The sequence below is a fragment of the Corynebacterium sp. genome (assembly GCF_052107835.1).
In the GTDB taxonomy this organism is placed as follows: Bacteria; Actinomycetota; Actinomycetes; order Mycobacteriales; family Mycobacteriaceae; genus Corynebacterium.
Genome location: NZ_JBQEDF010000031.1, coordinates 1 through 17,489, shown reverse-complemented (window position 1 = coordinate 17,489; position 17,489 = coordinate 1). Strand labels below are relative to the sequence as shown.

Annotated in this window: 16 protein-coding genes and 1 pseudogene; 13 read left to right on the top strand and 4 right to left on the bottom strand. The window is 67.9% G+C overall.

Annotated features, from left to right (window positions below; all coding sequences use genetic code 11):
- Positions 1 to 1,056, top strand: a complete 1,056-nt coding sequence (tatC, locus tag ACTIL2_RS09025) for a twin-arginine translocase subunit TatC (RefSeq protein ID WP_442337127.1) — start codon at positions 1 to 3, stop codon at positions 1,054 to 1,056.
- Positions 1,040 to 3,775: a DEAD/DEAH box helicase gene (locus ACTIL2_RS09020; RefSeq protein ID WP_442337126.1), complete on the top strand. Its 2,736-nt coding sequence runs from the start codon at positions 1,040 to 1,042 to the stop codon at positions 3,773 to 3,775. Before tatC ends, ACTIL2_RS09020 begins: the two co-directional genes overlap by 17 nt.
- 7 nt (positions 3,776 to 3,782) lie before the next feature.
- Here ACTIL2_RS09020 and ACTIL2_RS09015 read toward each other — a convergent pair whose 3' ends face one another.
- On the bottom strand, positions 3,783 to 4,370 hold the full coding sequence (locus ACTIL2_RS09015; protein ID WP_442337125.1) for a pyroglutamyl-peptidase I: 588 nt from the start codon (positions 4,368 to 4,370) through the stop codon (positions 3,783 to 3,785).
- Positions 4,371 to 4,423: 53 nt separating this feature from the next.
- Between ACTIL2_RS09015 and ACTIL2_RS09010 the strand changes: the two are divergent.
- The 3 genes and pseudogenes from ACTIL2_RS09010 to ACTIL2_RS09000 form a co-directional block, all read left to right on the top strand.
- Positions 4,424 to 4,783 (top strand): annotated as a pseudogene (locus ACTIL2_RS09010) (PE-PPE domain-containing protein); the annotation flags it as partial.
- A 420-nt stretch (positions 4,784 to 5,203) separates the two neighbouring features.
- Positions 5,204 to 6,325 carry a M24 family metallopeptidase gene (locus ACTIL2_RS09005; RefSeq protein WP_442337144.1) on the top strand — a complete coding sequence of 374 codons (1,122 nt, stop codon included), beginning with the start codon at positions 5,204 to 5,206 and terminating at the stop codon, positions 6,323 to 6,325.
- Positions 6,322 to 7,059 (top strand): SDR family NAD(P)-dependent oxidoreductase, encoded by a 738-nt coding sequence (locus ACTIL2_RS09000; protein ID WP_442337124.1) that lies wholly within the window; start codon positions 6,322 to 6,324, stop codon positions 7,057 to 7,059. Before ACTIL2_RS09005 ends, ACTIL2_RS09000 begins: the two co-directional genes overlap by 4 nt.
- Before the next feature lie 25 nt (positions 7,060 to 7,084).
- Here the strand turns inward: ACTIL2_RS09000 and ACTIL2_RS08995 are convergent, their stop codons facing one another.
- Complete coding sequence (locus ACTIL2_RS08995) at positions 7,085 to 7,426, bottom strand: hypothetical protein (protein WP_442337123.1); 342 nt, start codon at positions 7,424 to 7,426, stop codon at positions 7,085 to 7,087.
- A 123-nt stretch (positions 7,427 to 7,549) separates the two neighbouring features.
- Between ACTIL2_RS08995 and ACTIL2_RS08990 the strand changes: the two genes are divergently transcribed.
- Genes ACTIL2_RS08990 through ACTIL2_RS08980 form a run of 3 tightly spaced genes read left to right on the top strand, consistent with a single transcriptional unit; the run spans position 7,550 to position 10,453 of the window.
- Positions 7,550 to 8,047: an FxsA family protein gene (locus tag ACTIL2_RS08990; protein ID WP_442337122.1), complete on the top strand. Its 498-nt coding sequence runs from the start codon at positions 7,550 to 7,552 to the stop codon at positions 8,045 to 8,047.
- The gene (gene lnt, locus ACTIL2_RS08985) at positions 8,044 to 9,627 is read left to right on the top strand and encodes an apolipoprotein N-acyltransferase (protein WP_442337121.1); all 1,584 of its coding nucleotides are present in this window, start codon (positions 8,044 to 8,046) and stop codon (positions 9,625 to 9,627) included. The genes ACTIL2_RS08990 and lnt overlap by 4 nt, the downstream gene beginning before the upstream one ends.
- Before the next feature lie 7 nt (positions 9,628 to 9,634).
- Positions 9,635 to 10,453 carry a polyprenol monophosphomannose synthase gene (locus ACTIL2_RS08980; protein WP_442337120.1) on the top strand — a complete coding sequence of 273 codons (819 nt, stop codon included), beginning with the start codon at positions 9,635 to 9,637 and terminating at the stop codon, positions 10,451 to 10,453.
- Between the two features lie 151 nt (positions 10,454 to 10,604).
- Here the strand turns inward: ACTIL2_RS08980 and ACTIL2_RS08975 are convergent, their stop codons facing one another.
- The gene (locus ACTIL2_RS08975; RefSeq protein ID WP_442337119.1) at positions 10,605 to 10,988 is read right to left on the bottom strand and encodes an RNA polymerase-binding protein RbpA; all 384 of its coding nucleotides are present in this window, start codon (positions 10,986 to 10,988) and stop codon (positions 10,605 to 10,607) included.
- A 137-nt stretch (positions 10,989 to 11,125) separates the two neighbouring features.
- Here ACTIL2_RS08975 and ACTIL2_RS08970 point away from each other — a divergent pair, with 137 nt between their 5' ends.
- Genes ACTIL2_RS08970 through mgtE form a run of 4 tightly spaced genes read left to right on the top strand, consistent with a single transcriptional unit; the run spans position 11,126 to position 13,817 of the window.
- On the top strand, positions 11,126 to 11,518 hold the full coding sequence (locus ACTIL2_RS08970; protein WP_442337118.1) for a hypothetical protein: 393 nt from the start codon (positions 11,126 to 11,128) through the stop codon (positions 11,516 to 11,518).
- A 54-nt stretch (positions 11,519 to 11,572) separates the two neighbouring features.
- A complete protein-coding gene (locus ACTIL2_RS08965; RefSeq protein WP_442337117.1) occupies positions 11,573 to 12,259 on the top strand; it encodes a YceI family protein in 687 nt (228 codons plus the stop codon).
- A 25-nt stretch (positions 12,260 to 12,284) separates the two neighbouring features.
- Positions 12,285 to 12,470, top strand: a complete 186-nt coding sequence (locus ACTIL2_RS08960) for a hypothetical protein (RefSeq protein WP_442337116.1) — start codon at positions 12,285 to 12,287, stop codon at positions 12,468 to 12,470.
- A gap of 12 nt (positions 12,471 to 12,482) precedes the next feature.
- Entirely contained in the window at positions 12,483 to 13,817 is a 1,335-nt protein-coding gene (gene mgtE / locus ACTIL2_RS08955; protein WP_442337115.1) for a magnesium transporter, read from the top strand.
- On the opposite strand, the gene ACTIL2_RS08950 is transcribed toward mgtE, so the two are convergent.
- The gene (locus ACTIL2_RS08950; RefSeq protein WP_442337114.1) at positions 13,795 to 14,787 is read right to left on the bottom strand and encodes a helix-turn-helix transcriptional regulator; all 993 of its coding nucleotides are present in this window, start codon (positions 14,785 to 14,787) and stop codon (positions 13,795 to 13,797) included. The two genes, mgtE and ACTIL2_RS08950, sit on opposite strands and share 23 nt — an antisense overlap.
- 62 nt (positions 14,788 to 14,849) lie before the next feature.
- Here ACTIL2_RS08950 and ACTIL2_RS08945 point away from each other — a divergent pair, with 62 nt between their 5' ends.
- Positions 14,850 to 17,129, top strand: a complete 2,280-nt coding sequence (locus ACTIL2_RS08945) for an excinuclease ABC subunit UvrA (RefSeq protein WP_442337113.1) — start codon at positions 14,850 to 14,852, stop codon at positions 17,127 to 17,129.
- The last annotated feature ends 360 nt before the right edge of the window (positions 17,130 to 17,489 follow it).

Here is a 17,489-nt window from a genome sequence, read left to right as displayed (position 1 = left end):
ATGACTGACAGTTCCACCGGACAGCGGAAGGTCCGCGTCCCCAGACAGAAGAAGCGCCGCTCCAGGCAGGCGGAGATGTCGCTCGTCGAGCACCTCAAGGAGCTCCGGCGGCGTGTGGTCATCGCCGCGGCCGCCATAGGTGTCGGCACCCTGCTCGGATACATGTGGTACGGGAACGGGTTCCTCGGGATCCCCAGCCTCGGCGAGATCATGCGTGGCCCCTACTGCCAACTTCCGCCCGAAGCCCGCTTCGGGAGTTCCGACGGGGAGTGCCGTCTGCTGTCCACCGAACCATTCGAGCAGTTCATGCTGCGCCTGAAGGTTGGTTTCCTGGCGGGACTCGTATTCTCCGCCCCGGTGTGGCTGGGGCAGTTGTGGGGTTTCATCACTCCGGGCCTCAAGAAGAACGAAAAGCGGTGGACGCGCGCCTTCGCGGCGGCGGCCACCCTGCTGTTCATCATGGGGGCGGTCATGGCGTACGTCGTCGTCGCCTACGGCCTGGACTTCCTGCTCACCATCGGCAACGAGGCACAGATTGCCGCGCTGACGGGCACCAGCTACTTCAACTTCCTACTGATGCTCCTGCTCATCTTCGGCATCAGTTTCGAGCTGCCGCTGATCATGGTGATGATGAACCTGCTGGGCATCCTGAGCTACGACACCCTGAAGGAAAAGCACCGCTACATCATCCTGGTGCTGTTCATTGTCGCCGCGTTCGTCACCCCCGGCGGGGACCCGGTCACGATGGTGGCCCTGGCCGGATCGATGTGTCTGATGATGGAGATCGCCATCCAGATTGCCCATTTCAACGATCACCGCAGGAAGAAGAGAGGTCTGTTGGACGACACCCCGGAGGACCTCGACGACGAGAGCGCGTCGACGATCGGCACGTCCTCGCCGCTGGAGACACCGACGAAGGTCGACGACCAACCGAAGGCCACCCACGCCGCCGGCCGGACGCGCTACCGTGACGATTCCCGTGGCGGTTCCGGCACACCGGGCGGTACCCGCAACTTCGATTCCACACCCAAGGACGGTTTTGACGACATCCTCTGACCCCGCCTCCGCGGAACTCCCCGCACCCGTCGCCGCCTTCGCGGCGTCCTACCCCTTCCCACTGGACGATTTCCAGTTGACCGCCGCCACCTCGATCGCCGAGGGACGCGGCGTACTGGTGTGTGCCCCGACCGGCGCGGGGAAGACAGTGGTGGGGGAGTTCGCCGTCCACGAGGCCTTCCGTGTGGACGGCACCTGCTTCTACACCACGCCCATCAAGGCGCTGAGCAACCAGAAGTACCATGACCTGGTGGCCCGCTACGGGGAGGACAACGTTGGGCTGCTCACCGGCGACGTGAGCGTCAACGGGGATGCCCCGGTGGTCGTGATGACCACCGAGGTGCTGCGCAACATGGTCTACGCCGAATCCGACCGGCTCGACCGGCTCACCCATGTGGTGATGGACGAGGTCCACTTCCTCGCCGACCCGTCCCGCGGGCCGGTGTGGGAGGAGACGATCCTCAACCTCGATCCGCGGGTGATCCTGGTCAGCCTGTCCGCCACGGTGTCCAACGCCGAGGAGTTCGGCGCGTGGCTCTCCACCGTGCGCGGGCGGACCGACCTGGTGGTGACCACGCACCGCCCCGTGCCGCTGAACCAGTTCATGATGGTCGGCAAGCAGATCATGCCGCTCTACGGCAAGGGTGGCAAAGGAAAGGACTCCGACGTCAACCGGTCCGTCCTCGCGGCAGCCTCCCGCGCCGAGGAGTCGGGACGCCGCCAGGGCCCCAAACGGGCGGACGTGGTCGCGCAGATGCGCGCCACCTCGATGCTCCCCGCGATCTACTTCATCTTCTCCCGGGCCGGCTGTGACGGGGCGGTCCGGCAGCTTCTCGTCGACCGCGTCCGGCTGACCACCGACGCCGAACGTGACGACATCCTGGCCACCGTCGATGCCGGAGTGGACGGCATTCCCACCGAGGACCTCGGTGTGCTGGGATTCCGTCAGTGGCGCCGGGCACTGGGCAACGGCTACGCCGCCCACCACGCCGGGATGCTGCCCGCCTTCCGGCACATCGTGGAGGGCCTCTTCTCACGTGGGCTGCTGAAGGTCTGCTTCGCCACGGAGACCCTGGCGTTGGGCATCAACATGCCCGCGCGTTCGGTGGTGCTCGAGAAATTGATAAAATTCGACGGCGAGAGCCACGTCGACCTCACCCCGGGCCAGTACACGCAGCTCACCGGGCGTGCCGGCCGCCGCGGCATCGACACCGAAGGCAATGCTGTCGTGCTGTGGAGCCGCGGCATCGACCCGCACGCGGTGGGCCACCTCGCCCAGACGCGCACCTACCCGCTGGACTCGACCTTCCGCCCCGGCTACAACATGGCCGTGAACCTGATCGGCACGAAGGGCTACACGGATTCACACCGGATCCTGGACCGCTCCTTCGCGCAGTACCAGGCGGCGTCCACCGTGGTGGAGCAGGCCGAGCGCACGACCCGGCGCAGACGCGACCTCTCCAGTCTCGAGAGGGACCTGCACGGCGTCCTGTCGAAGGTCGGGGGAGACGGCATCGTCGGGGTGGACGGTCGGCCGATCTCCTCCGACGACGTCATCGCCTACGCGAACCTGCGCCGCGACCTGACACTGGAGGAACGCCGGGCGAAGAAGGACTCCTCGGAGCACCGTGCGGAGGAGACCTCGAAGCTGCTGTCCAGCCTGTCGGTGGGCGACATCATCGCGTTGCCGACCGGCAAGCACCCGGATATCGCGGTGGTGGTGCGCAGCGATTCCGACCACCGCCACCCGCGCCCCTGGCTCGTCGTCGAGGACGGGTGGTGCGGCCCCGTCACCGCCGAGGCCTTCAACAATGTCCCGGTGCCGCTGGGGCACATGTCCCTGCCGAAGAGTGCGCGGCGCAGCCCGAAGCGCAATTCCCGGGCCGTGGCCTCGAACCTCCGCCGCCAGAAGGTCGACCGGCCGCGCGTCCTCAAACCCAGGGCCAAGGTCGGCTCCCGGCGCGCCAACGACCTCCGTGACGAGGTGCACATGCACCCGGTGCATGCCCTGCGTGAACGCGAGGAACTGGTGCGTCCCGCCGAACGGGTCGTTGCCGCACGACGGACACTGGAACGGGAACTGGAGACACAGGCCCCGGAGACGGAGTCACTGTCGCGGACCTTCGACCGCATCCTCGACCTCCTCGGGGAGCTGGACTACGTGGAGACCGACGGTGAACGCACGTCCACCCGCATCACCTCCGAGGGACGCAGGCTGGCGAAGGTCCACCACGAGTCCGACCTGCTGGTCGCCCAGTGCCTGCGCCGTGGCGTGTGGGACGACCTGGACCCGGCGGAGTTGGCTGCGGTGGCCTCCACCGTGGTGTTCGAGAACCGCCGTGAGACCGAGGGACGCCACGAGGACGGGGTACCGACCGAGGCTCTCGCGACGGCGGTGTCCGCGGTGTTCCGGATCCACGGTGAACTCGTCTCCGACGAGGAACGCCACCGACTTCCCCTGACCCGCGACCCGCAGATCGGTTTCGCCACGGCGATGCACCAGTGGGCCGCGGGCGCTCCACTGGACTACTGCCTGCGGGCGGCGGCGGCCGCCGGGGCCGAGCTGACCCCGGGTGATTTCGTGCGCTGGTGCGCCCGGGTCGTGGACCTGCTCAACCAGATCCGGCACACCGGGTACGCCCCCTCGGTGAAGTCGGCGGCACGCAAGGCCGTTCCGGCGATTCAGCGCGGTGTCGTGGAACTGGGGTCGACGGGGTAGGGGACGGTCAGTCCCGCGTCCAGCGGTCAACAGTCGTCCGCACGCAGATCTCCACCGCCCGGTTGACCGTCTCCTGGTCCATGGCCTCCGGGGCGGGGACGTGGACGAACCCCGCCGGAACACCCTCGTCCAGCAGCCGGTAGAGGACCGTGTTGCACACGAAGGTGCCCGCCGACATCGACAGGTCGGCCGGAATCCCGGCAACGTCGAGTGCACGGACCATCTCCTTCACCGGCAGTGCGGAGAAGTGCGCGGCCGGGCCGTCCCCGACGACCGGGGCATCCTCCGGCCGGTATCCGGCATTGTCGGGGATCCGGGCGTCCTGCAGGTTCACCGCGACCCTCTCCGGGGTCACCGCGGAACGGCCACCCGCTACCCCGAAGCACAGGACAACGTCCGGACGAACCTCCTCCACCGACTCCCGGATCCGCCGTTGCGCCCCATCGAACTCAACGGGCAGGACCCGTGTGGTCACCCCTGCTCCGGCGGTTCCCGTGGAGTCCAGCGCCCCCACCGCAGCCACCGTGGGGTTGACCGCGGCCCCGCCGAAAGGTTCGAAGGCGGTCACGAGCAGGCGGGGCACGGGAGCGGTCACACGTACAGACTAGCCACAGTGTCCGGTCAGGGACACCCGCTACGCTGTGCGGCATGAGCTCCGCAGCGCCCGTCGTCATCCGCAGCCGCGGTATCGGTGAACCCGTCCCCGGTCCCATGCTGGGCGCGGTGACCGACCTCCTGCCGGACGACTGGACCTGCGTGGAGAACCCCTGGCTCGCGCAGTACGGGCCCGCCGGGGAGCGTCATGAGGGGCCCGTCCCCTTCCTCGATGCCGTGGCCCAGGGAGCGGACGCCCTGGCGGGGATGGTGCGGGACGCGATCGTGGACGGCCACCCCGTGGTCCTGCTCGGCTACTCCGGCGGGGCGGTCGTCGTGCACCGCACCCTGGACATGCTCACCGCGCTGGAGCGCAGCCACGTGGTCGCCGTCGGTTTCGTCTCCGACCCCGAGCAGCCCAGGGGAGTCACCGGCAGCAGGGAACGGCACGGCATCCGCGGCGAATCACCGGTCCGGGACATCCACGCCCGCTGGGCCGCTGACCCGGACGACGGCATCTGCCTGTGCCCCGACCCCAGCCCACTGCGTCTGCTTGCCCAGTGGACACCCGACATCGGCCTGGCGTCCCCGCTGGCCTGGCAGCAGAAGGCCCGGCGCGCCCTGGAACTGCGCCGGAACCCCTCCTACGTCGTCGACGTCCGCGACATCCCCGGCGAACGCGCCCGCTTCGCCGAGGCACGGCGGCTCATCGAGGGATACCTCGGTGCTGACCACGTCTCCTACACCGAACGCCGCGAACCGGGGACCGGCCACACCTACGTGGGGAACATGGCGGACTGGCTTCGCTGGCTCGCTGGCCTAGACTGGCCTCCCATGAGTTCACCGTTCCCCCCAGAGACCTACGCGACCCGTCTGGACACGGTCGCCAGACTCCTGTCCGAGCAGGCACTGGACGCCGCCGTGCTGACCCCGGGACCGGACCTCCGGTTCCTGCTCGCCAGCGACATCGACACGCATGAACGGTTCAGTGCGCTGGTCGTGACCCCCACCAGCCGCCGCATCGTCGTCCCCGCCGTGGACGCCGCAGCCCTGCGTGACGGAGTCGCCGGCCAGCTCGGCGTCGAGGTCGTCCCCTGGACCGACGGGGAGGACCCGGTCGGTCTCCTCGAACTCCCCGGGGTCTCCACCATCGCCGTCTCGGGGACGATGACCGCCGACCATCTGCTCGATCTGCAGGCCCGCGATATCACCACGGTGGACGCCACCTCCGTCCTGCGGGACGTGTTCATGGTCAAGGACGCCCTGGAGATCGGCGAGCTGCGCCGTGCGGGACAGGCCATCGACACCGTGCACCTGCAGGTTCCCGCGCTCCTGCGGGCGGGCCGCACCGAGGCCGAGGTCGCCGCGGAGCTGACCGACCTCATCCTGCAGGAGCACGTGTCCGTGGACTTCGTCATCGTCGGCTCAGGTCCCCACGGCGCCGATCCGCACCACAGTTACTCGGACCGGGTGCTCGCCGACGGGGACATCGTTGTCGTCGACATCGGGGGCACGCTGGACACCGGCTACCACTCCGACTGCACACGCACCTACGTGGTGGGCGGGGCCGACCGCGACCAGCAGGACGCCTACCGCGTCCTGCAGCAGGCGCAGGAGGCCGGGCTCGCCGCGGCGAAGCCGGGCATCACCGCCGCCGAGCTGGACGCCGTGGTCCGCGACCGGATCGCCGACGCCGGCTACGGGGAGTACTTCAGCCACCGGACCGGCCACGGCATCGGACTGTCCGGGCACGAGGAACCCTTCATCATCGCCGGCAACGACCTTCCCCTGGACGAGGGCATGGCGTTCTCCATCGAGCCCGGGATCTACATCCCGGGGCAGTGGGGTGCACGCATCGAGGACATCGTGGTACTCACCGGGGACGGCTGCGAGCCCCTGAACCTCACCAGCCACGACCTGGTCCGTGTGGGCCCGGGGGAGGGGGACACCGAATGAGCGCCAACCGCATCGCCGTCTTCGGCGCCACCAGTGAGATCGGTGAGGAGATCGTGAGCCGGATGGCCACCGGCAACGACATCGTCCTGGCCGCACGGCGTCCCGACGCGCTCACCGAGGTGGCGGAGTACCTGCGGGAACTGGGCGCGACCAACGTCGAGACGGTCTTCTTCGACGCGTCCGACTGTGCGTCGCAGGCGGCGGTGATCGACGACATCGAGTCCCGCGGGGCCATCGACACCGCGATCGCCACGTTCGGGGTCCTCGGCGACCAGGGACGTGCGGAGGACGACGGCGGGGAGGTCGAGCGCATCCTGCACACCGACTTCACCGCACAGGCGGTGCTGCTCACCGAACTCTCGGCACGGATGAGGACGCGCGGGACCGGACGACTGGTGGCGTTCTCGTCGATCGCCGGGGCGCGTGTGCGGCGCCCGAACTACGTGTACGGCTCGGCGAAGGCGGGGCTCGACGGGTTCTGCCAGGGCATGCAGGACGCCCTCCGCGGCACCGGGGTGGCACTGACCGTGGTGCGCCCCGGGTTCGTGGTCGGTCGGATGACCGAGGGGATGGACCCCGCCCCCATGTCGGTGACCGCCGATGTCGTCGCCGACGCGACGGTGGATGCACTGCGCCGGGGCACCGCCGACGTGTGGGTGCCCCGACGTCTGGCCTGGCTGGCCCGGGCAACCGCGTTCGTCCCGCGTTTCCTGTGGCGGCTCGCACCGCGGTAGGCCGCGGGGGACGGTGGCAGGGGTTCTAGATTCCGCCGACCTCGTAGAGCAGGGTGCGCAGGACGCCGAAGACGGCGAGCGCGGCGGTGGCACCGATGGTCCCGGCGACCGCGCACGTCACGATGCCCCCGAAGGAGGTGTCACCGCAGCTGTCGTCGATGGAGCCCTCGGCAGCGCTGCTTCCCTCGGCGAGGGAGCCGTCGATGTCGTCGATGCTGCCGGAGACCGATTCCGGGAGGTCGCTGGAGGAGGATGAGCTGGACTCCGTGCTGCTGTCCTGGGCGACGGCAGGGGTGACTGCGGCACCGGCGAAGGTGGTGGAGGCGGCGAGGGCGAGGGCGATACTGCTGCGGCGGAGACGGGACATGGGGGTCAACAAGCCTTTCGGGGAAAAGTGATTACAACGAGATAACAGTATCCGAGCCTGCGACCCCGGTCCAGGGAATGCGCGAACTGCCGTGTCCAGGCCGGAACGGCTAGGGTGGGGGACATGTCACGCGTCCTTCCGCTGCTCTACGTCCTCACCGAGTTCCTCGTCTTCGTCCTGATGGGACTGTGGATCGGGTTCGGGTGGACCATCCTGCTCACCCTCGTCGCGTTCATCGGTGGCATCGCGCTGGCAGGGTGGCAGTTCCGTGAGCTGGTGCGCCGCACCCTCGACGACCAGGAGCACCCGGGACGCCTCACCGCCGATGCCGCGCTGACCGCCGTCGGCGCCGTCCTGGTCGCCCTGCCCGGCCTGCTGACCGCGGTCATCGGCATCTTCCTGCTGATCCCGCCGACACGGTCACTGGTCCGCACAATGATCGGCGGGGCCCTGCGCAGGACGCTCACCGAGTTCGGCGGCGCGTCCTTCACCACCGTGTCCGGGGTGAGCATGCCGCAGACCAAGAACGTCGACGGCTGGGGAGAGGTCATCGACCACCGTGAGGACGAGTTCGGCGGGGACGACGGGGACACGCCGGACGGGCAGGGCAAGCAGGGGTGATCCGGTTCCTTCTGCTGACGGCCGCGGCGGCCGTCGCCGGAGTCGCGCAGTTCGCGTCCTACCAGCCCACCGGCCTGTGGTGGCTTGCTCCGTTGGGATTCGCCGTGCTCTTCCTGGCACTCTCCCACGCGTTGTCGGGCGTCGCCGACGGGCCCGCGTCGCGCCGCCACACCTGGGGGTGGGCCCTGTGGCTGTCCTGGATCCAGGGCCTGGTCTGCTACCTGTTCCTGCTGCCGTGGGTGGGGGAGTACGTCGGCGCGATCGCCTGGATCGGCCTCGCCCTGCTGGAGTCGCTCTACAGTCTCCTGTTTGGCGCAGGCGTGGCCCTGGTCGCCCTGGGGCTGCGTTCCGGACGTGGTGTGCCCCCGGTTGTCCTGCTTCTGGCCATCCCCGCCTGGTTCGTGGCCACCGAATGGCTGCGCTCGAACTGGCCCTTCGGCGGATTCGGGTGGGGTCGTGTGGCCTGGGGGCAGGTGTCCGGCCCGCTCGAGAACTGGGTGTCCGTCGCCGGGCCGTCCCTGGTCACCTTCGCGGTCGTGGTCACCGGCCTCGGCATTGCCCAGCTGGTGCGCCGCCGCTGGGCCACCGCGGCCGCCACCGTGGCGGTCACCGTGGGTGGGGGACTGGTCCTGGCCGTGGTGCCGACCTCCTGGGGCGGTAGCGGCGACAGCGCAGACGGTGACGGCAGCACCGTGAACGTCGCCGCCGTGCAGGGCAACGTGCCTCAGCTCGGCCTGGACTTCGCCGATCAGCGCCGGGCCGTCCTCGACAACCACGTCGCCCAGACCCGGAAGCTCGCCGACGAGGTCGACAGCGGTGAGAGGGAGCGTCCCGACCTGGTCATCTGGCCGGAGAACGCCTCCGACCTCGACCCGTTCGCCAATGCGGACGCCTACGACGCCATCAGTGGGGCGGCCGAGGCGGTCGGCGTACCGCTCCTGGTCGGGACAATGACCCGCGACGAGGTCGGCAGCCGCAACACCCTGGTCGTCTGGGACCCCGAGACCGGCCCCGGCGAGCAGCACATCAAGAAGTACCTGCAGCCCTTCGGCGAGTACATGCCCTTCCGCGACCTGCTGCGCAACATCAGCCCCTACGTGGACCGGGCCGGGGACTTCAAGCCCGGCGACGGCAACGGGGTGGTGCACATGGACGACATCCCGGTGGGTGTCGCGACCTGCTACGAGGTCAGCTTCGACGGTGCCTACCGCGACGCGGTGAACGCCGGTGCGACGCTGTTGACCAGCCCCACCAACAACGCCACCTTCGGCTTCACCGACATGACGTTCCAGCAGTTGGCGATGAACCGGATGCGGGCCGTGGAGTACGACCGCTCCGTGGTCGTCGCCGCCACGTCCGGCGTGTCCGCGATCGTGACACCGGAGGGTGATGTGGTCGACCGCACAGAGATCTTCCGGGCGGGCCTTTTGCAGGAGGACATTGAATTGCGGGATACTGAGACGGTATCGGCACGGATCGGGCCGGTGGGAGAGTGGATCATCGCTCTCGCCGGCCTCGGGTTCGTGCTCTTCGCAGGTCTGCGAGCATTCACCGGCAGGAAACAGAAGAAGCAGAGGTAGGCAGAGGTTGGCTACGGCAGAACCGTCCCGTCCCAGTGACCGGACGCTGGTCATCATCCCGACGTACGAGGAGCTGGAGAACCTCCCGTTGATCGTCGGACGTGTGCGCGGGGCCGAGCCGGACCGGGTCGACATCCTGATCGTCGACGACAACAGCCCCGACGGCACCGGCGACCTCGCCGACGAGATGGCCGCCGGGGATGACCACATCAACGTCCTGCACCGTGAGGGCAAGGGCGGGCTGTGCGGCGCCTACGTCGCCGGATTCCGGTGGGGTCTGGACGCGGACGCCGGCTACACCGTGCTCTGCGAGATGGACGCCGACGGCTCCCACGCCCCCGAACAGCTCCGCGACCTGCTGTCCGGGGTCGACAACGGCGCCGACCTGGTGATCGGATCGCGCTACGTCCCCGGCGGAAGGGTCGTCAACTGGCCGTGGAACCGGTGGTTCCTGTCGAAGGCCGGAAACATCTACATCTCGGTGGCGCTCGGGGCCGGCCTGTCGGACATGACCGCCGGCTACCGGGCGTACCGGCGCAGCCTGGTGGAGTCACTCGACCTCGACGAGCTGTCCAACGCCGGGTACATCTTCCAGGTTGATCTGGCGTTCCGCGCCGTGGAGGACGGTTTCGCCGTCGAGGAGGTGCCGATCACCTTCACCGAGCGCGAGATCGGTGAGTCCAAGCTGGCCGGGAGCTTCGTCAGGGACAGCCTCCTGGAGGTCACGACCTGGGGGATACGCCACCGCGCCGAGCAGGTCGGGAACTTCGTCAGCGCGTTCTGGCACCTGGGCAGCGCCTCGGTGCGCCGGAAGCTGCAGCGGTAGGGCACCGGGTTCGGCGCACAGAAACATTTCGCACCGCCGCCGATCTCTGGGACACCCCGGCACGTCTGTGGCCTGCGGGTATCACTCTGTGAGAATCGACGACGGTGCGAAATCTTGCGTTCGGTCCGCAACGGGACAGGGGACCGAGGGGTCAGGAGTTGGCGGCGTTCTCCCGCTCCTGCTCCTTCATCAGCTTCATGGCGTTGCGGCGGCGCTTGCGCAGCAACTCCACGCGCTCCTCGAGCAGCACGTCGAGCTCCTCGATGGACCGGCGCTCACACAGCATGTCCCAGTGGGTACGCGGCGGCTTCACCGGCTTGGCGTCCTGCCCGACGCCCTCGATCAGCTGGCCGATCTGGCCGTTCTTGCACATCCACTCGTTCGGGATCTCCGCGTCGTTGGCGAAGGCGACCTCGAAGATCTCCCCGGATTCGGTCTGGTACTTCGTCATCTGGCGGGGAGCCAGGTCGTGGTCGCGGTCGGTCTCGTAGGACACCGCTCCCATACGACTGCCGCGGAGGACACGATCTGCCATCGGTGCATCACCCTTCGTAAAAGTGTGGATCCAGTAATTCGTCCACTGCTCTCAACGGACGGGCCGCCCGAAAGATTCCCGGACGCCCATTACATCTCAACCACACCATGCTACCCCACCGTGCAAGGATGGACTATATGAGCGATTCCGCCGTCCCCACCGACACCCCGGCACGTCCCGCACCGCAGCGCTGCGACTGGTGCGGGCGCGAGATCATCCAGGAGGGCCCGGGACGCCGCCGCCGGTACTGCGGCCAGGCCTGCAGGCAGCGCGCCTACGAGCAACGCCAGGCACTCAAGGGGACCAGCGTGCCGCAGGACGCGGTGATCCTCTCCCGTAGCGCCGCCGACGAACTCACCGACACCCTCTTCGAGATCCGGTGCGCGGCGGAGGACGTCGGCGCCGCCGTCTCCGACGGGGAACCCGTGTCGAGCGTGACCGAGCTGTGCGGTGAACTGGTTGCCCTGGCCCGCGCCGCCGAGGCCGTCCGCGGCCGGGCCGGGGGAGACGACGGGGGAGAGGCCTCCTGACCACCTCCCTCGTGAGTAGGGGTTCGGGGGGAGCGGCGACTACGATGGGCAGTCATGCGGAAGGGAATCGTCACACTGGTCGTGGTCGGGGTCGTGGCACTGGCCATCGGGCTGGTGGCACCACCGGTGTACCGGCTCCTGACGGACGAGGGCCTCCAGACCGCCTCGATCGACGAGGGGACCGGTGATCCGGCGACGGTCGGCATCGACGGTACCTGGGAGGTCATCCCCGGCAGCGGGTCGAACTCCTCGGAGGCCGGCTACACCTTCGACGAGGTGCTGCCCGGCCAGGAGAAGTCGACCTCCGGGCGCACCTCCGAGGTCTCCGGCTCACTGGCGGTCGACGACGGCGTTCTGCAGGAGGGCCTCGTGACGGTGGACGTGGACAGTATCGAGTCCGACATCGAGAAGCGGGACATCAATGTCCGGGACAATATCCTGCACACCGGGGACTACCCGGAGGCGACGTTCAGCATCACCGAGCCGGTGGACGTCTCGTCCCTCCCGGAGGACGGGAACGTCGACACTGTGACCGTCAACGGTGAACTCACGATGCACGGGGAGACGAACCCGGTCTCCGCCGACCTCGATATCCTCAGGACCGGGGAGAACGTCATCGTGGAGGGGCGGGTCCCCGTGGTCCGTGAGGACTTCGGGATCGTGTCACCGGAGTTCGTCGCATCCCAGATCGCCGAAGAAGGTACCGTTGACCTGCTGCTCGTTTTCGGGTTGACGGACTAGTCACGCACAACAGAGGAGAGTTTCCATGGACCGGAACGTGATGGTCTTGACCCGGTGGGTGCGCCTTGCCGCGCTCATCGTCGCCACCCTCTTCCTCGTCTTCACCGGCGGCACCACGGGCTACATCTTCGCCGGGGTGTGTGTCCTGTTCATCGCGGTGACGCTCTGGCAGTTGCAGAAGCTGTACCGGGACGAGCGGTACCGCGAGTAGGCGGGGTTGATCATGGCCGACCACATCGCCGACCTGCTGGACGACCGGGACATTCCGGCGATCCAGGAGGAACTCAAGGACATGACCACCGTGGACATCGCCGACGAGATGTCGCGCAGTGACTCCACCGAGCAGGCGGTCCTGTTCCGCCTCCTCAACAAGGACCGCGCCATCCAGGTCTTCGAGTACCTCGACGTCGCCCACCAGGCCGAACTCCTGGAGGAGCTTCGCGAGGGGCGCTTCGCCGACCTCCTGCTCAGCCTGCCGGACGACGACCGTGCCCAGCTGCTCGGGGAAATGCCCGCCAACGTGGCCTCGCGCATGATGTCGGGTCTGCCGGCGGACCGGCGTCAGGTCACCGCCCAGCTGCTGGGGTACCCGGAGGAGTCCGCCGGACGTGCCATGACGCCGGTTCCGACCACCATCGCGGTCGACAACACCCGCGAACAGGCGCTCCAGAAACTCCGGGGCAGGGAACTGCGCAACCGTGACATCGCCGTCCTCGCGGTGGTCGACGACACCCGGCACCTGGTCGGCGTGGTGAACCTCGCGACACTGGTCAGTGCCCCTGACGGCACACCGGTCTCGGGGCTGATGAACGAGGAGACCCACGCGGTCGCCGTCACCGAGGACCAGGAGATCGCCGCCCGCCTGGTTCAGGAGGCCGACCTTCTGGCGCTGCCGATCGTGGACGACGAGAACCGGTTCCTCGGCGTGCTCACCGTCGATGACGCCATGGAGATCCTCGAGCAGGAGGTCACCGAGGACGTCTACCGGTCCAGCGGTTCCGAGCCGTTGAACCAGCCGTACCTGACGGCGACGGTGTTCCACCTGGCCCGCAAGCGCGGGGTGTGGCTGCTGGTGCTGATCATCACCGCGGTTCTGACCGTCAACGTGATGTCCTTCTTCGAGGCCACGCTGGCCTCGGTGGTGGTGCTGGCGACGTTCGTGCCGATGATCACCGGTACCGGCGGTAACGCAGGATCACAGGCCGCGTCCTCGGTGGTGCGTGCGCTGGCCGTCGACGAGGTCAGACCCAGGGACATCGTGAAGGTGATCTGGCGTGAGATCCGTGTGGGTTTCGTGCTGGGCGTATTCCTCGGCGCGATCATATTCCTGCCCATCGCCCTTATCTACGAGTGGCGGATCGGTGCGGTGATGTCGCTGACGATCGTCTGCATCTGCACCTGGGCGTGCCTGGTCGGCGGTGTGCTGCCGCTGCTGGCGAAGAAGCTCGGTGTCGACCCGGCGGTGTTCTCCACGCCGATGGTCTCCACGCTGGTGGATGCCACGGGCCTGATCATCTACTTCACCATCGCACAGATCATTCTGGCGTCGATGCTGTAGGCGACGATGTAGGCGGCCCCGCGCCACGCCGGAACCGTTCTGCTGCGGCCCGGACCAGATCGGCGAACTCCGGCGGGTCGACGACCGTGAACCCCAGGTCACCGATCACCAGGACGGTGAGCAGCCATTCGGGAGAATCCACCACGGCCGTGTAGCGCGTGCGGTCCCCATCGCCGACGGGTTCGAGTGTTCCATCGACCCGGTACAGCCGGGCGGCAGCGATGTCCGGGGGCGCGGCCAACTCGAGTACCACGGTGTGGGACGCGCCCCCGTGGAAGTCTCCCCGGATCGCGGCAGCGATGTCACCGTCCGGTAGTGGCGCGCGGACGAACCGGTTCGGGGTGACCGTCAGATCCTGGATTCTGTCCAGGCGGAACGTCCTCCACCCGCGCCTGTCACGGTCCCATCCGTGCAGGTACCACCGGTGGTCGAGGTTGACGACCCTCGCCGGCTCCACACTGCGGTGCAGGGACCCGGATTTCCCGGTATGGGTGAAGGTCACTTCATGGTGGTCAGTGATCGCGCGTGTCAGCAGGGCAACCGTCTCGGTGCCGACGGCCGGCTCACGGCCCATGCTGAACTCCATGGCGGCAATCATCCGGTCGGCGTCGCGGCGATCGGCGGGGGACAGTGACTCCCTGATCCGGCGTTCCGCCCGGGATGCCGCACCGTGGGGGAAGTCGATGCCCACGGTGCCCCTCGCCGCGGCATGGAGACTGACGGCAACCGCCACGGCCTCCTCACCGTCCGTGGGCAGGAACGGGACGGCGGGACCGCCGGTGAGCCGGTAGTTGCCGCCCGGTCCACGGGTGCTGGTGATCCGGTAACCGGCGTCCTTCAGCCCGGCAATGTCGCGGCGCAGTGTCCGCCCGGGGACGCCTGTCGCCGCAGCGAGTTCGTCAGCGGTCCATGGCGTCCCGTCCTGCAGTAACGCCAGCAACCTCAGAAGCCGTCCGGCAGTGGCAGACACCGTTGTCCCACCCTTCATGTTGTGGACATCATATGGCCACATACCAGCTTAGCGTGGTTCCCATGGCACAACACGACACGCGACCACACGCCATCACCGTCACCGGGGCACGGACCCACAACCTCGCAGGCATTGATGTCGAGGTCCCGAAACACCGGTTCACCGTGGTCACGGGACTGTCCGGATCGGGGAAATCCTCCCTGGTGTTCTCCACCATCGCTGCGGAAGCCCAGCGTGCCACAGCCGCGGGCTACCCGGCATTCGTCCGGACGCGACTACCCCGTAACCCGCCGGCGGACGTCGACCGTGTTGACGGGCTGACCTCCACCGTCGTCGTCGACCAGCGCCGGTTCACCGGCAACGCCCGGTCCACCGTGGCTACAGCGACGGACGTCTCGGCACCGCTGCGGATGCTCTTCTCCCGGTTCGGCTCCCCGTCGGCGGGCTACTCGCCGGCGTACTCACCGAATGATCCCTCCGGGATGTGTCCCACCTGCGAGGGGCTCGGGACGCAGCGGATCATCGACGAGGATGCCCTGATCGACCCGGAGCGGACGCTGCGCCAGGGGCCGGTACGGTTCCCTACCTTCCGACCTGGGACCTACCAGGCAAAACGGTTGCTGACCTCGGGTCTCGCCGACCCCGATGTCCCCTGGTCCCACCTGCCCGCGAGCACCCGGGACGTTCTCCTCCACGCGGAATCCCGTCCGCTGGACAACCCAGGGGAGGGATACCCACAACACGGACTGTTCGATGGGATCGTGCCACGGATCAGGAAGCGCTACCTCACGCAGAATCCGTCACATCTGACGGAGAAGGAGCGCGCTGCGCTGGAGCGGATCGTCCACTCGGGAACCTGTCCGGACTGTGGCGGCGCGCGACTGAACGGTGCCGCGCGCAGGAGTGTCATTGACGGCCGTTCACTCGCCGACTGGATGACTGTACCCGTCGTCGACCTGCGGTCGATCGTTGCCGCGGCAGGAGAGTCGCTGGGACAGGCTGCAGCTTCCCTGATCGACGACATCTCCACCACCCTGACGGGTCTCGCGGATGTCGGCCTCGGCTACCTGACGTTGGGACGGTCTTCTCCCGGGCTCTCCGGGGGCGAGGCCCAACGCGTGAAGATCGTCCGTCAGTTGGGAAGTCCCCTCAGCGATGTCACCTATGTCTTCGACGAGCCGAGCGCAGGACTCCACGCCCATGATGTCCACCGGTTGACGGGTCTTCTCCGCAGGCTGAGGGACCGGGGAAATACTGTGCTGGTCGTCGAGCACCACCGGTCGGTGATCACGGCAGCCGACCACGTCATCAGTCTGGGCCCCGGAGCGGGGGAGAACGGTGGGCAGGTGGTGTACACCGGACCTCCGGAGCCGGGAAAGAATCTGCCCGAGGTCAGGCTGAAGACCCCGGTCCGCCAACCGAGGGGACGGTTCACCATTGCACACGCCAGCTCGCACAACCTGGTGGATGTCAGCGTGGACATTCCGGACGGGGTTCTCACCGTTGTCACCGGAGTGGCTGGAAGTGGAAAGTCCACGCTGGTCACAGAAGATTTCGTCCGGCAGAACCCAAATTTCACCGTGATCGGGCAGCAGCCACTGCACGGTGGAAGGAGATCAACACCGCTGACAGTGATGGGTGTGTCGGACGAGGTCCGTGCCGTTTTCGCCGCCGCAGGACGCGAGGCCGGACTGGATGCCCGATGGTTCTCCAGGAACTCCCGCGGCGCATGCGGGGAATGCAAAGGACGGGGAGAAATCATCATTGACCTGGCCTTTCTGGATGACACCAGGACTCCCTGCGAGGCGTGCGGCGGCACAGGGTTCAATGGGGACGCACTGTCGGTGCGGGTCAACGGCCGGACTATCGCCGACGTGGCGGGGTTACGCCCGGTCGAGCTTGAGCCGTTGCTCGGCCCATCCGGCCAGAGGCGGATCCGGTGGATGGGCAAGGTCGGTCTGGACCACATCGCTGTGGGCCGGGGCATCGACTCCTTGTCCGGGGGCGAGCGTCAGCGTCTGTTGCTGGCGCGCCATCTCGCCGATGACGGATCCGTGGACCCCGGGGATCTGAACATTGTGCTCGATGAACCGACATCGGGACTGCACGCCGCTGATGTCCGTCGGTTGCTCGACCTCTTCGACGATCTGGTCGCGAACGGCGCGACTCTGGTGGTGATTGAGCACAGCCTCCAGGTTGCCGCCCGTGCGGACCATATCGTCGACCTTGGGCCGGGTGCAGGACACGACGGCGGTCGTGTCGTGTACGAGGGCACCCCGGCGGAACTCGCAACATCCGGGACAATCACCGGGAATTACCTCCGTGAGGCGATAGGTATGTGACCACGGATCCCACTGCATTTACGTCACTGTGACGTATTGATGGTGACTCCGGGTCGCGGGGAGGGCGGGGCGAAATAATCCATCACCGAATCCTCCCGCCGACTGACAGGCCCGGGTCGCCAACCCGGGCGATGATTCAGGGCCTGGATCCGACTCACGGGACAGTGCCCGACACGACGACATTAACTCTCGGCGCAGAGCCTCCGAGACAATGGGGACACGTCCCGGATGCGATGATGAGGTTGCGTGACCGAGTGTCCTGACCCAGAAGCGCCGAACGGTGCGTCGGCCGGGTACGGCGTGAATGACCAGCCAACAGCGCTCATCCCCAAACCGCCGATAATATACATTATGACACTT